This is a genomic window from Aquipseudomonas alcaligenes NBRC 14159 (genome assembly GCF_000467105.1).
Lineage (GTDB): Bacteria > Pseudomonadota > Gammaproteobacteria > Pseudomonadales > Pseudomonadaceae > Aquipseudomonas > Aquipseudomonas alcaligenes.
In genome coordinates this window covers 13,763-26,843 of the sequence record NZ_BATI01000039.1, presented here as the reverse complement: position 1 = coordinate 26,843, position 13,081 = coordinate 13,763, and the positions used below count along the sequence as shown (strand labels likewise).

At 65.4% G+C, this 13,081-nt stretch carries 16 protein-coding genes; 14 read left to right on the top strand and 2 right to left on the bottom strand.

The window, feature by feature from the left end; all coding sequences use genetic code 11:
• The 9 genes from PA6_RS18965 to PA6_RS18925 all read left to right on the top strand — a co-directional run bounded on the left by PA6_RS18965 (position 1) and on the right by PA6_RS18925 (position 8,313).
• Positions 1 to 2,232: a chemotaxis protein CheA gene (locus tag PA6_RS18965; RefSeq protein ID WP_021702588.1), complete on the top strand. Its 2,232-nt coding sequence runs from the start codon at positions 1 to 3 to the stop codon at positions 2,230 to 2,232.
• A 39-nt stretch (positions 2,233 to 2,271) separates the two neighbouring features.
• A complete protein-coding gene (locus tag PA6_RS18960) occupies positions 2,272 to 3,372 on the top strand; it encodes a protein-glutamate methylesterase/protein-glutamine glutaminase (RefSeq protein ID WP_021702587.1) in 1,101 nt (366 codons plus the stop codon).
• The gene (locus PA6_RS18955) at positions 3,372 to 4,112 is read left to right on the top strand and encodes a flagellar motor protein (RefSeq protein WP_021702586.1); all 741 of its coding nucleotides are present in this window, start codon (positions 3,372 to 3,374) and stop codon (positions 4,110 to 4,112) included. Before PA6_RS18960 ends, PA6_RS18955 begins: the two co-directional genes overlap by 1 nt.
• Positions 4,113 to 4,115: 3 nt before the next feature.
• Positions 4,116 to 5,000: a flagellar motor protein MotD gene (motD, locus tag PA6_RS18950; RefSeq protein WP_021702585.1), complete on the top strand. Its 885-nt coding sequence runs from the start codon at positions 4,116 to 4,118 to the stop codon at positions 4,998 to 5,000.
• A gap of 51 nt (positions 5,001 to 5,051) precedes the next feature.
• Positions 5,052 to 5,840 carry a ParA family protein gene (locus PA6_RS18945; protein ID WP_021702584.1) on the top strand — a complete coding sequence of 263 codons (789 nt, stop codon included), beginning with the start codon at positions 5,052 to 5,054 and terminating at the stop codon, positions 5,838 to 5,840.
• 86 nt (positions 5,841 to 5,926) lie between these two features.
• The gene (locus tag PA6_RS18940) at positions 5,927 to 6,760 is read left to right on the top strand and encodes a CheW domain-containing protein (protein ID WP_021702583.1); all 834 of its coding nucleotides are present in this window, start codon (positions 5,927 to 5,929) and stop codon (positions 6,758 to 6,760) included.
• An 82-nt stretch (positions 6,761 to 6,842) separates the two neighbouring features.
• The gene (locus PA6_RS18935) at positions 6,843 to 7,322 is read left to right on the top strand and encodes a chemotaxis protein CheW (protein WP_021702582.1); all 480 of its coding nucleotides are present in this window, start codon (positions 6,843 to 6,845) and stop codon (positions 7,320 to 7,322) included.
• Between the two features lie 3 nt (positions 7,323 to 7,325).
• Positions 7,326 to 7,730 carry a DUF2802 domain-containing protein gene (locus PA6_RS18930; RefSeq protein WP_021702581.1) on the top strand — a complete coding sequence of 135 codons (405 nt, stop codon included), beginning with the start codon at positions 7,326 to 7,328 and terminating at the stop codon, positions 7,728 to 7,730.
• Between the two features lie 115 nt (positions 7,731 to 7,845).
• Complete coding sequence (locus PA6_RS18925) at positions 7,846 to 8,313, top strand: rhodanese-like domain-containing protein (RefSeq protein WP_021702580.1); 468 nt, start codon at positions 7,846 to 7,848, stop codon at positions 8,311 to 8,313.
• On the opposite strand, the gene PA6_RS18920 is transcribed toward PA6_RS18925, so the two are convergent.
• Positions 8,267 to 8,614: an EscU/YscU/HrcU family type III secretion system export apparatus switch protein gene (locus PA6_RS18920; protein ID WP_021702579.1), complete on the bottom strand. Its 348-nt coding sequence runs from the start codon at positions 8,612 to 8,614 to the stop codon at positions 8,267 to 8,269. The genes PA6_RS18925 and PA6_RS18920 overlap by 47 nt on opposite strands.
• The gene (gene fliK / locus PA6_RS18915; protein ID WP_043217030.1) at positions 8,611 to 10,158 is read right to left on the bottom strand and encodes a flagellar hook-length control protein FliK; all 1,548 of its coding nucleotides are present in this window, start codon (positions 10,156 to 10,158) and stop codon (positions 8,611 to 8,613) included. The genes PA6_RS18920 and fliK overlap by 4 nt, the downstream gene beginning before the upstream one ends.
• 149 nt (positions 10,159 to 10,307) lie before the next feature.
• On the opposite strand from fliK, the gene ccmA reads away from it, so the two are divergent.
• From ccmA to ccmE, 5 genes are all read left to right on the top strand, one after another.
• On the top strand, positions 10,308 to 10,943 hold the full coding sequence (gene ccmA / locus PA6_RS18910; protein WP_021702577.1) for a cytochrome c biogenesis heme-transporting ATPase CcmA: 636 nt from the start codon (positions 10,308 to 10,310) through the stop codon (positions 10,941 to 10,943).
• Positions 10,940 to 11,611, top strand: a complete 672-nt coding sequence (gene ccmB, locus PA6_RS18905; RefSeq protein ID WP_021702576.1) for a heme exporter protein CcmB — start codon at positions 10,940 to 10,942, stop codon at positions 11,609 to 11,611. Before ccmA ends, ccmB begins: the two co-directional genes overlap by 4 nt.
• Positions 11,612 to 11,697: 86 nt before the next feature.
• Positions 11,698 to 12,453, top strand: a complete 756-nt coding sequence (locus PA6_RS18900) for a heme ABC transporter permease (protein ID WP_021702575.1) — start codon at positions 11,698 to 11,700, stop codon at positions 12,451 to 12,453.
• Complete coding sequence (gene ccmD, locus PA6_RS18895; protein ID WP_021702574.1) at positions 12,450 to 12,626, top strand: heme exporter protein CcmD; 177 nt, start codon at positions 12,450 to 12,452, stop codon at positions 12,624 to 12,626. The genes PA6_RS18900 and ccmD overlap by 4 nt, the downstream gene beginning before the upstream one ends.
• Positions 12,623 to 13,078, top strand: coding sequence for a cytochrome c maturation protein CcmE (gene ccmE / locus PA6_RS18890; protein WP_021702573.1), 456 nt, complete (start codon positions 12,623 to 12,625; stop codon positions 13,076 to 13,078). The genes ccmD and ccmE overlap by 4 nt, the downstream gene beginning before the upstream one ends.
• The last annotated feature ends 3 nt before the right edge of the window (positions 13,079 to 13,081 follow it).

Sequence of the window (13,081 nt, the reverse complement as noted above, 5' to 3'; positions counted from 1 at the left end):
ATGAGCTTCGACGCCGATGAAGAAATCCTCCAGGACTTCCTGGTAGAGGCCGGCGAAATTCTTGAGTTGTTGTCCGAACAACTGGTCGAGCTGGAAAGCCGACCCGATGACATGGACTTGCTCAATGCCATTTTCCGCGGCTTCCACACCGTCAAGGGTGGCGCGGGCTTCCTGCAGCTCAACGAGCTGGTGGAGTGCTGCCACATCGCAGAAAACGTGTTCGACATCCTGCGCAAGGGTGAGCGCCGCGTGACTGCCGAGCTGATGGATGTGGTCCTGCAGGCGTTGGACTCGGTCAACGAGATGTTCAGCCAGGTGCGTGAACGCACCGAGCCCACTCCAGCGTCCCCCGAGCTGCTGGCGGCGCTTGCGCGTCTGGCCGAGCCGGAGAGCGAGGAAGAGCTGGCTGGCGCCGTCGAGCCTGAGCCGGTCGCCGAAGCGGCGGCGGGCGATGACGACATCACCGACAACGAGTTCGAACAGCTGCTGGACGCCATTGGTGAGCAACCTGCGGCCGAGGCGCCGGTAGCAAGCGGCGGTGACGAGATCACCGACGACGAATTCGAGGCGCTGCTCGATCAGCTGCACGGCAAGGGCAAGTTCGCCGGTCCCGCCGAGGAAGTCGCTGCTCCGGCCGCCCAGCCAGCCGCTGCAGCCCCGGCCGCCGGTGCCGGCGACGAGATCACCGACGACGAATTCGAAGCCCTGCTCGACCAACTGCATGGCAAGGGCAAGTTCACCGGCCCTGCCGAAGAGGCTGCTCCGGTCGTCAAACCTGCGGCTCCGGCTCCGGCTCCGGCCCAGGCGACCGGCGGTGATGACATCACCGACGACGAGTTCGAAGCCCTGCTCGATCAGTTGCATGGCAAGGGCAAGTTCACCGGCCCTGCCGAAGAAGCGGTCGCCCCTGTTGCCGCCAAGCCTGCGGCTGCCGCACCGGCACCGAAGGCCCCGCCGAAGAAGGCCGAGCCGGCTGCAAAACCGGCTGCCAAGCCCGAGCCGGCCAAGCCTGCCGTGGCTGCCCCGGCGCCTGCCGCGGGCGGGCCTGCCGCTGCCAGCGAGGCGGAGACCACCGTACGGGTCGACACCGCGCGCCTGGACGAGATCATGAATATGGTCGGCGAGCTGGTGCTGGTGCGTAACCGTCTGGTACGCCTCGGCTTGAACAGTGGCGACGAAGCCATGGCCAAGGCGGTTTCCAACCTCGATGTGGTGACGGCGGACCTGCAGACTTCGGTCATGAAGACCCGCATGCAGCCGATCAAGAAAGTCTTCGGTCGTTTCCCGCGACTGGTTCGCGACCTGGCGCGTCAGCTGAAGAAAGAGATCAACCTGGAGCTGGTCGGGGAAGAGACCGACCTCGACAAGAACCTGGTCGAGGCCCTGGCCGACCCGCTGGTGCACTTGGTGCGCAACGCGGTCGACCACGGCATCGAGATGCCCGAAGAGCGCGAGGCTGCAGGCAAGGCACGGTCCGGCCGTGTGGTGCTTTCCGCCGAGCAGGAGGGCGACCATATCCTGCTGTCGATTTCCGATGACGGTAAGGGGATGGATGCGGAGATTCTGCGCGCCAAGGCCGTCGAGAAGGGCCTGATGGACAAGGACGCAGCGGATCGCCTGAGCGAGACCGAGTGCTTCAACCTGATCTTCGCCCCGGGCTTCTCGACCAAGACCGAGATTTCCGACGTATCCGGCCGCGGTGTGGGCATGGATGTGGTGAAGACCAAGATCTCCCAGCTCAATGGCATCATCGACGTGCACTCGGCCAAGGGTCAGGGCTCGAAGATCATCATCAAGGTGCCGCTGACTCTGGCGATCATGCCGACGCTGATGGTGATGCTGGGCAACCAGGCCTTCGCCTTCCCGCTGGTCAACGTCAACGAGATCTTCCACCTCGACCTGTCACGCACCAACGTGGTGGATGGTCAGGAAGTGGTCATCGTGCGTGACAAGGCGTTGCCGCTGTTCTACCTCAAGCGCTGGCTGGTCAGTGGTGCCAGCTTCGATGAGCAGCAGCGCGAGGGGCATGTGGTGATTCTCACCGTCGGTAGCCAGCGCATCGGCTTCGTGGTCGACCAGTTGGTGGGCCAGGAGGAGGTGGTGATCAAGCCGCTGGGCAAGATGCTCCAGGGTACTCCCGGCATGTCTGGCGCTACCATTACCGGTGATGGGCGCATTGCCCTTATCCTCGACGTGCCGAGCATGCTCAAGCGCTACGCGCGTCGCATCTGATCGTTCGCGGCCGGTCAATCCGGCCGCTCTGGAGTGTTTATGGCAGTCAAGGTCCTGGTGGTGGATGATTCCGGCTTTTTCCGCCGCCGGGTTTCGGAGATCCTCTCCGCTGATCCCGATATCCAGGTCGTAGGTACCGCCACCAATGGTCGCGAGGCCATCGATCAGGCCCAGGCACTGAAGCCTGACGTCATCACCATGGACTACGAGATGCCGATGATGGATGGCATCACGGCGGTCAGGAACATCATGCAGTCCTGCCCGACGCCGGTGCTGATGTTCTCCTCCCTCACCCACGAGGGCGCCCGCGTCACCCTGGATGCGCTGGATGCGGGGGCGGTCGATTACCTGCCGAAGAACTTCGAGGACATCTCGCGCAACCCGGAGAAGGTCAAGGCGCTGCTGTGCGAGAAGGTCCACACCATCGCGCGCAGCAACCGTCGTTTCAGTACCTTCAGCCCGCCAAGCGCTCCGACCGCCGCCGCTCCGGCTGCCCGCGGTGCCGCGCCTGCTCCGGCAAGCCGCCCGAGCCCGGCTTCGCCTGCGGCGACATCCAGCGCGGCTGCGCCCAAGCGCAAGTCATACAAGCTGGTGGCAATCGGCACCTCCACCGGCGGCCCGGTGGCCCTGCAGCGGGTGTTGACCCAGTTGCCGGCCAGCTTTCCGGCGCCGATCGTGTTGATCCAGCACATGCCGGCGGCCTTTACCAAGGCCTTTGCCGAGCGCCTGGACAAGCTCTGCCGGATCACCGTCAAGGAGGCCGAGGACGGCGATCTGCTGCGTCCCGGCCTGGCGCTGCTGGCCCCTGGCGGCAAGCAGATGATGGTCGACGCCCGTGGGGTAGTGAAAATCCTCCCTGGCGACGAGCGCCTCAACTACAAGCCCTGTGTCGATATCACCTTCGGCTCGGCTGCCAAGTCGTTCAGCGACAAGGTCCTGGCCGTGGTGCTCACCGGCATGGGCGCCGATGGGCGTGAGGGCGCGCGTCTGCTCAAGCAGAGCGGCAGCCAGGTGTGGGCCCAGGATGAGGCCAGCTGTGTGATCTACGGCATGCCCATGGCCGTGGTGAAGGCCAATCTGGCCGATGCGGTGTACGGTCTCGATGACATAGGTCGGCATCTGGCCGAGGCCTGCATCTGATGGATGTACTGAGCCTCATCGGCGTCATCCTGGCGTTTGTCGCCATCATCGGCGGCAACTACCTGGAAGGCGGGCATGCGGGGGCGCTGGTCAACGGCCCGGCGGCACTGATCGTGATTGGCGGCACTCTGGGGGCCGCTTTCATCCAGGCGCCGATGAATGTGTTCAAGCGCGCCCTGGCGATCCTCGGCTGGATTGTCTTTCCCCCGCGTATCGATCTGGTTGGCGGCATCAACAGCGTCGTCGGCTGGAGCATGACCGCACGCAAGGAAGGCCTGCTGGGGCTGGAGTCGGTGGCCGATGTCGAGGCCGACCCCTATGCGCGCAAGGGCCTGCAGCTGCTGGTCGATGGCGCCGAGCCCGAGGCCATTCGCAGTATCCTGGAGGTTGACCTCTATACCCAGGAAGCCCGTGACATCCAGGCGGCCAAGGTATTCGAGAGCATGGGTGGCTACGCGCCGACCATCGGTATCATCGGTGCGGTGATGGGGCTGATTCACGTGATGGGCAACCTGGCCGACCCCAGCAAGCTGGGCAGCGGGATTGCCGTGGCCTTCGTCGCCACCATCTACGGTGTGGCCTTCGCCAACCTGCTGCTGCTGCCGATCGGCAACAAGCTCAAGGCCATCGCCATGCGTCAGTCGCGTTATCGCGAGATGCTGCTGGAAGGCATTCTGTCGATTGCCGAAGGTGAGAACCCACGCTCCATCGAGCTGAAGCTGCAGGGCTTCATGGATTGACCCATGGCCCGCCGGCGCAATCACGAAGAGCATGAGAATCACGAACGCTGGCTGGTGTCCTACGCGGACTTCATCACCCTGCTATTCGCCTTTTTCGTGGTGATGTACTCGATCTCCTCGATCAACGAGGGCAAGTACAAAGTCCTGTCCGAGAGTCTGGTGGGGGTATTCAGCGAGCCGGAGCGGGCGATCAAGCCGATTCCGATCGGTGACGAGAAGCCGCGTACCACCGAGCCGGACCGCTCGATGATCGAGGACAATCCCAACAGCAGCACCTCCAGCGCTGAGCCGAGCGACCCGCTGCAGCAGATCGCCAGCAGCATGCGCGATGCCTTCGGCGACCTGATCGCTTCCGAACAGCTGACCGTGCGCGGTAACGAACTGTGGGTGGAGATTGAGTTGAACTCCAGCCTGCTGTTTCCCAGCGGCGACGCGGTCCCGAACGAAATGGCCTTCACCCTGATCGAGAAGGTGGCGAAGATCCTCGCGCCTTACGAGAATCCGGTACATGTCGAAGGCTTTACCGACAACCTGCCGATCAACACCGCGCAGTACCCGAGCAACTGGGAGCTTTCCTCGGCGCGGGCGGCCAGCATCGTGCGCATGCTGGCGATGGATGGGGTGAACCCGGGGCGCATGGCAGCGGTCGGCTATGGCGAGTTCCAGCCGGTGGCGGACAATGCCACCGCGGAGGGGCGTGCACGCAATCGCCGGGTGGTGCTGGTGGTGTCGCGTAATCTTGATGTGCGCCGTAGCATCAGTGGTGTCGGTAGTAGTAACGCCAAGGCCGACCCCGCGCTGCAGCGTGCTGGCACGCAACCTGCACCGGCACAACCAGTGGTGGCGCCTGCAGCTGGTTCCGCCAATATTCCGACGCCCGCACCCTGAGGCGTCACCCAGTTCTCGGCAGGGGGCGGCCAGGCCGGGAGGACCAAGAAAATGAAAGTCTGGGCAGTAGCCAATCAAAAAGGTGGAGTCGGCAAGACCACCACATCCATCGCTCTGGCAGGCCTGCTGGCTGATGCCGGTAAGCGCGTGGTGGTGGTCGACCTGGACCCGCACGGGTCGATGACCAGCTATTTCGGCCACGATCCGGATACCCTGGAGCACAGCAATTTCGACCTGTTTCTGCATCAGGGCAACGTGCCGCAGGGGCTGCCGGCCAGCCTGCTGCTGCCTACCAGCCATGAGAACATCTTCCTGCTGCCGTCCAGTACCGCACTGGCCACGCTCGAGCGCCAGTCGCCAGGGCAGAACGGCCTGGGGCTGGTCATCGCCAAAAGCCTGGCGCAGCTGTGGGAAAAGTTCGACCATGCCATCATCGATAGCCCGCCACTGCTGGGCGTGCTGATGGTCAATGCCCTGGCCGCCAGCCAGCAGTTGGTGATCCCGGTGCAGACCGAGTTTCTCGCGGTGAAGGGGCTGGAACGTATGGTCAGCACCCTCAACATGGTCAATCGCTCGCGCAAGCAGCCATTGCCCTACACCATAGTGCCAACCCTGTTCGACCGCCGTACCCAGGCGTCGCTGAGTACGCTGCGAGTGCTGCGCAACGCCTATCCCGAGCACCTCTGGCAGGCCTATGTGCCGGTGGATACACGGCTGCGTGACGCCAGCCGGGCAGGGCTGACGCCTTCGCAATTCGATGGCAACAGCCGCGGGGTGATCGCCTACCGCGCGCTGCTCAAGCACCTGCTGGCGGCCCAGCCGGCCACCCAGGTGGCCTGAGAGTTCGGACTATGCTGAGTAGGTAGGCTCAAGTCCCGCACGGGCCCTGCCGATAGGCTGTACAGACTTCTTTCGTGGATTACCTTATGAGTCGCACCGCAACCACCGTCACGCGCCCCCAGCAGGCCCTGCAGTCCTATCTGGATGCTCTGCTGCAGGAGGCGGCTGTCGAGCTGGAGGAGAGCGGTGTGCTCGACGAATTCGAGGCTGCCGTCCTCGAAGAGCAGGTGCGTGACGCCCGGCGAGTGGAAGCCAAGCCGGTACTGACCCGGCCACTGGCGCTGGCCGAGGCCAAGCCGCAAGTACTGCCGACCATCGATCTGCGCCTGCCGGAGGTGCCGCCCCAGGCCGAAGTCGTCGTACCGCAGCCGGTGGTGGTCGCCACGCCGGAGGTTGTGGTCGCGGTCGAGCCTGCGCCCACGCCGGCGGCGGTGAGCCTGGATGGCCGCCCGAGCTGGGCCGATGAGCCTTTCGAGTGCCTGCTCTTCGACGTTGCCGGCCTCACCCTGGCGGTGCCGCTGGTGTGCCTGGGGACCATCTACCCGCTGGCCGATGCGGAGCTCACGCCGCTGTTCGGCCAGCCCGACTGGTTCCTTGGCATACTGCCGAGCCAGGCGGGCAACCTGAAAGTCCTGGATACCGCGCGCTGGGTAATGCCCGAGCGCTATCGCGACGATTTCCGCGAAGGCCTGCAGTATGTAATCTCCGTGCAAGGCTACGAGTGGGGGCTGGCCGTGCATCAGGTCAGCCGCTCGATCCGCCTGGAGCCGAGCGAGATCAAATGGCGTAGCCAGCGCTCGCAGCGGCCCTGGCTGGCCGGTACGGTGATCGAACACATGTGTGCGTTGCTCGATGTCTCGGCCCTGGCCGAGCTGATCGCCAGCGGCGCTACGCGCAACGGAGCCGTCCGCCCGCACTGATGCGGCGGGGGCTCTATAGTTAACGACAAGCGGGCATACCCGCGAACGCCGCCGAAGGCGGCACTAGACCGAGGCTAGGGACATGAAGAAAACGTCAGCGCAAGGTTCCGAAGATCCTATCCTGCAGTGGGTGACCTTCCGCCTGGATAACGAGACCTACGGCATCAACGTGATGCAGGTGCAGGAAGTCCTGCGCTATACCGAGATCGCTCCGGTTCCGGGTGCACCGGCCTATGTGCTGGGCATCATCAACCTGCGCGGTAACGTGGTCACCGTGATCGATACTCGCCAGCGCTTCGGTCTGTCGTCGGCTCCGGTGACCGACAACACCCGTATCGTCATCATCGAGGCGGACAAGCAGGTGGTCGGCATCCTGGTCGACAGCGTTGCCGAAGTGGTCTACCTGCGTCAGTCCGAGGTGGAAACCGCGCCGAACGTGGGCAACGAGGAGTCGGCCAAGTTCATCCAGGGCGTGTGCAACAAGAACGGCGAGCTGCTCATCCTGGTCGAGCTGGACAAGATGATGAGCGAGGAAGAGTGGTCCGAGCTGGAGAGCATCTGACCCATGCTGGAGATCGCGGTGGCCGTGCTCGGCCTGTTCTGCGTGCTGCTTGGCGGCTTCAGCTACCAGCTGGCGCTGAAGCTGCGCCAGCAGGCTGAGCTGCAGAAGGAGCGCGATGCCTTCCGCGATCAGCGTCTGAGAGAGCTGGGCAAGCGTCTGGATGCCTACCTGACCGGCAGCATCCGCATGGGCGAGGAGTTGCACGAACTGCGTCGGGTGGTGGCGCCGTTGCCCGACAAGCTCAATCAGATGGAGCAGCGCGACCCTTCCAGCCTGTCTTTCACCCAGGCCGCACGCCTGGTGGGCATGGGCGCCAGTGTCGATGACCTGACGCACTCCTGCGGTCTGACCCAGGCCGAGGCCGAGCTGGTCAGTCGCCTGCACAAGGCGCCCAAGCAGCGCTCCTGAGTCCTTACTTCTTTCGGTTCTCACTTCTCGACCGTGCGGCGCTAAGCGTTCCAAGCGCGTGGCCTCAGTGTGCCTAACCTGAACACAGGGGGATGGCTTCTCGAGGAGGTCCGCCATGCGTGTTGCGTTGATGTTGCTGCTGTGCCTGGGCGTGCCCAGCGTCGGCGCCAGCGAGGCGCCTCTGTCGGTCAAGGGCGCGACGACGATCAATGCCGTGCAGGCACGTCAGCTCTACGAGTTCGGGGTTCTCTTCATCGATGTGCGGCCGGCCCGCGAGTGGGGCTGGGGGCATGTCCATGGAGCCCTGCACCTGGCACTGGAGCGGCGCTTTGATGAGCTGGCCAATCCCGACTGGCCGCGCGCCATGCCGATGGTCCTGTACTGCGACAGCGAGGTCTGCCCGCACAGTGCAGAGGCTGCACGCCGCGCTGTGGGCTGGGGCTTCCAGCAGGTCTATTACTTCCGTTCCGGCTATTTCGCCTGGCAGCTGCTCGACTTCCCGCAGGGCAAGGGCAGTGCAGGCGAGATGCTCGCCTTCAACCCCGGGGCGCCGGCAGCAGCTGCAGGGGTGACGCGGGACTGACGTCGCGCTCCGCTGGCTCTTCGACGAAGCCTTCCGGGCGTTTGCCCTTGAGGTACCAGGCGAAGGCGATGATCTCGGCGATGGTGCGGTACAGCGGCTCCGGAATCGCGTCACCCAGTTCCAGGCGCGCCAGCAGGCGTACCAGCTCGGCATTCTCGTAGATCGGCACCTCGTACTCGCGGGCGATGGCCAGGATGGCTTCGGCCAGCTCGTCGTCGCCCCTGGCCGTCAGGCTGGGGGCGCTGGCGCCGTCGTAGGAGAGGGCGATGGCCTGGCGGGGCGCCTTTTTGTCCTGCTTCATGCGGTTTCGTCCACCCAGCGCTGTTCCAGATGGGTTTTCGGTCCCTGCGGCGGCATGCCCTGGCGGCAGCTCAGCTCGCCGACTTCCAGGCCCGCACCGAGCAGGCGTTGGCGCAGGTTGTCCAGCTCCTGGTCGATCAGCTGCGCGGTTTCGGCACGCTCAGCCCACAGCTGGCTGGACAGGCTGCCGCGCAGCAGCTGCGCCTGTACTTGCAGTGGTCCCAGCGGGTCGAGGTCGAACGCCAGGTCGATGCGCCACAGGACTTCCTTCTGTTCCTTGCGGTTTTCCGCACCGGACTCCTCGCGTTGCAGCTTGACTTGCAGGGGGACGACGTCCTGCTGGTTGCGCATCGGCAGCTCCAGCTGCCAGGTCGTCAGCAGGTTGCCTTCCGGGGTCAGCTGGCTTTGTGCCAGGCTGGACAACTGGTGCGTTTGCAGGCGCGACACTGCGGCCGCAGCCAGTTTGAGCAGCGTCTCCAGATCGGCCTCCTCGTCCATCGACTGCAGTAGGCGCGAGGGCAGGGGGAAGCTCATGGCTTGCTGGCGCAGGCTGGCCTGGCCGAGCGCGCCGAGGGCATTGCGGACGAAGGCGGGCAGCGCTTGCGCCAGGGCGTTACCGGCGCTGGCCGCCGGCAGTGCCGCTGCGCCAGGCAGGCTGGGCAGCAGCTGGGCGACCAGGCGCAGCAGGTTGGCCTTGAGGTCCTGTGGCAGTTGCTGGGTTTGCCCGCTCAGCAGCTTGGCTTCGAGAAACACGCCACTCTGCTCCATCGCTTTGGCCAATCCGTCGGAGCTGCCCAGCTGCTTGCCGTCCGGCAGCAGGCCGAGCAGCTTGTCGATGCTGTTGCGCAACTCGGCGGGCAGGCCGTCCTGCTGGGCCATGCCCTGCAATCCCTTGAACAGGCCCTCCAGCGAGCCCTGGCGACCTTGCTGGGCCGCCAGTTGCTGGCCCAGCACCAGTTGGTCCAGGCGGCCACTCAGCGGCAGGAATCCGAGGCTTTGGCTGCCCTGCACCTGGGCGGTAAGCAGGCTACCCAGCGGCAGGGGCAGGGGGGTTTCGATGCTCAGCTTGCTGCCGGCCAGGGGCGTGTTGAGCAGGCTGACCACCACCCGATAGAGCGCTTGCTGAGCCTTGAGCTGGGCGATCAGTTCGCGGGATTCGACCTTGCCCTGCAGCAAGGTGCCGACCGGCAACTGCTCTAGGTCCAGGCTGCTCAGCAGGCGTGTATCTCCTCCCTGCAGGGCCAGTGCCAGACGCGTCTCGGAGAGCGCGGTAACGGCGAGTGCCGTGCCCTGGGCCAGGGGGCGCGGGCTGCTGGCTTCCAGCGTGGTCTGCTTGCCGCTGTCCAGGGTCAGCTTGAGCAGCAGCTGGAAGCTCTGTGCGGTTTCCTTCGCCGCCAGTACCTCGGCCTTGGCGGTTTCTCCGGCGGCGAGCAGGCCTTCCAGCGGCTGCAGCAGCTTCACTGCCAGATCCGCGGCGCTGACCTGGGCAGGGCGGACGGCCGGCGGCGTCGCGGGAAGCGGGCGAGGACTGCTGATTTCTGCCATGGCCGGGTCACACCCTGTCAAAAAGCCGGCTTCGGGGGGCGAAGCCCGGCATGTATAATGCCGCCCCGTTCGGGCTGGCTGTACGGTCAACTTGCCCCAGTATAGCGGCCAGCCCCCCTCCGACTTGAACCCCTCCGGGATGCCATGCAGTGACCAATCCGCGACTCCAAGCCGTTGCCCTTGCCTGTGAGCGGGACTGGCGCCTGTTGTTCGAGGGGCTGGAGCTGGACCTGGGCAGCGGTACCCTGTTGCAGGTGGCCGGCCCCAACGGCAGTGGCAAGACCAGCCTGCTGCGCCTGTTGGCCGGGCTGATGCAGCCGACCGCTGGCGAGATCATGCTCAACGGCAAGCCGCTGGCCCGCCTGGGCGGCGAACTGGGTAGCACCTTGTTGTGGATCGGCCATGCGGCCGGCATCAAGGGCCTGCTCAGCGCCGAGGAGAACCTCGCCTGGCTCTGTGCGCTGCATCGCCCTGCCAGCCGTGAGGCGATCTGGCAGGCCCTGGCGGCGGTCGGCCTGCGCGGCTTCGAGGATGTGCCCTGCCATACCCTGTCGGCCGGTCAGCAGCGCCGCGTGGCGCTCGCCCGGCTGTATCTGGATGCACCGCCACTGTGGATCCTCGATGAGCCTTTCACCGCACTGGACAAGCAGGGCGTGGCGCAGCTGGAGGCCCACCTGGCCCAGCACTGCGAACGCGGCGGCCTGGTCGTGCTGACCACTCACCACACGCTGCAGCAGGTGCCGTCCGGCTATCGCGTGCTTGACCTGGGGCAGCGCCGCGCATGAACAGCGTCTTCCTTCTGCTGCTGGCCCGCGAGGCGCGCCTGCTGTTCCGGCGCCCGGCCGAGCTGGCCAACCCGCTGGTGTTCTTCGCCATCGTCATTGCCCTGTTCCCGTTGGCGGTCGGTCCCGAGACCAATCTGTTACAGACCTTGTCGCCGGGGCTGATCTGGGTGGCTGCGCTGTTGGCCGTGCTGCTCTCGCTGGACGGGCTTTTCCGCAGTGATTTCGAGGATGGTTCGCTCGAGCAGTGGGTCCTTTCGTCGCACCCGCTGCCTCTTCTGGTGCTGGCCAAGGTGCTGGCACACTGGCTTTTCTCTGGCCTGGCGCTGGTGTTGCTGGCGCCGCTGCTGGCACTGATGCTCGGCTTGCCCGGGCGTTGCCTGCCGGTGCTGCTCGGCTCGCTGCTGCTGGGCACCCCGGTGCTGAGCCTGCTCGGCGCCGTCGGCGCGGCCCTGACTGTCGGACTCAAGCGCGGCGGCTTGCTGCTGGCGCTGCTGATTCTGCCGCTGTACATCCCGGTGCTGATTCTCGGCACCGGGGCATTGCAAGCGGCACTGCAAGGATTGCCGGCAGCCGGTCACCTGTTGTGGCTGGCCAGCCTGACCGCTCTGGCGGTCACCCTGACACCTTTTGCAATTGGCGCCGGGCTGAAGATCAGCATCGGCGAATAACCGCGAACCATGACCGCAGCCCGGATGCACTCCGGGCCCGGCCTTCCCGGAGCGCATCCGGGCTACGTTGAGTGATGAGTTGAGCGATGAACTGGACCTGGTTTCACCAATGGGGTTCGCCCAAGTGGTTCTATGAGCGCAGCGGCCGCTGGCTGCCCTGGCTGGCCGCAGCTGCCGTGCTGCTGCTGGCCGTCGGTATCGTCTGGGGCCTGGCCTTTGCGCCGCCCGAGAAGTACCAGGGCAACAGCTACCGGATCATCTACATTCACGTGCCGGCGGCATTTCTCGCCCAGTCCTGCTACCTGATGATGGCGGTGGCCGGCCTGGTCGGTCTGGTGTGGAAAATGAAGCTGGCCGACGTGGCCCTGCAGCAGGCCGCGCCGATCGGCGCCTGGCTGTGCTTCGTCGCGCTGATCACCGGCGCCATCTGGGGCAAGCCGACCTGGGGCACCTACTGGGTGTGGGATGCACGCCTGACCTCGATGCTGATCCTGCTGTTCCTCTACTTCGGCGTCATCGCCCTGGGCAATGCCATCTCCAACCGCGACAGCGCGGCCAAGGCCTGCGCCGTGCTGGCGCTGGTCGGCGCAGTGAACATCCCGATCATCCAGAAGTCGGTGGAGTGGTGGAACACCCTGCACCAGCCGGCCACCTTCAAGGTCACCGGCAAGGCCAGCATGAGCATGGAGATGTGGCTGCCGCTGCTGCTCTGCGTGCTCGGCTTCTACTGCTTCCTCGGCGCCGTGCTGCTCTATCGCATGCGCACCGAGGTGCTCAAGCGCGAGGCGCGCAGCAGCTGGGTGCGTGCCGAAGTGGCGCGACTGGTGGAGGGCAGGGCATGAGCTTCGAATCCTTCGGCGATTTCCTCGCCATGGGCCATCACGGGCCCTACGTGTGGTCGGCCTATGCCATCAGCCTGGCGGTGCTGGCGCTGAACGTGGTGCTGCCGATCCTCGCGCGTCGACGTTATCTGCAAGACGAGGCGCGCCGTCTGCGCCGGGAGAAACAACAGTGAACGCGGTCCGCAAGAAACGCCTGTACATCGTCCTGGCCATCCTGGTCGGCGTCTCCGTTGCCGTTGGCCTGGCCCTGAGTGCCCTGCAGGAGAACATCAACCTGTTCTACACCCCGACCCAGATCGCCAACGGCGAGGCGCCCAAGGACACCCGCATCCGCGCCGGTGGCATGGTGGCCAAGGGTTCGGTCAAGCGCTCCGCCGACTCGCTGGACGTCGAGTTCGTGGTCACCGACTTCGCCAAGAAACTCACCATCCGCTACCGCGGCATCCTGCCGGACCTGTTCCGCGAGGAGCAGGGCATCGTCGCCCTCGGCAAGCTGAACGACGAGGGTGTACTGGTGGCCGACGAGGTGCTGGCCAAGCACGACGAGAACTACATGCCGCCGGAAGTGACCAAGGCGCTCAAGGAGAGCGGCAAGCTGCCGGCCGACGCTGAGGTCAAGCCATGACTG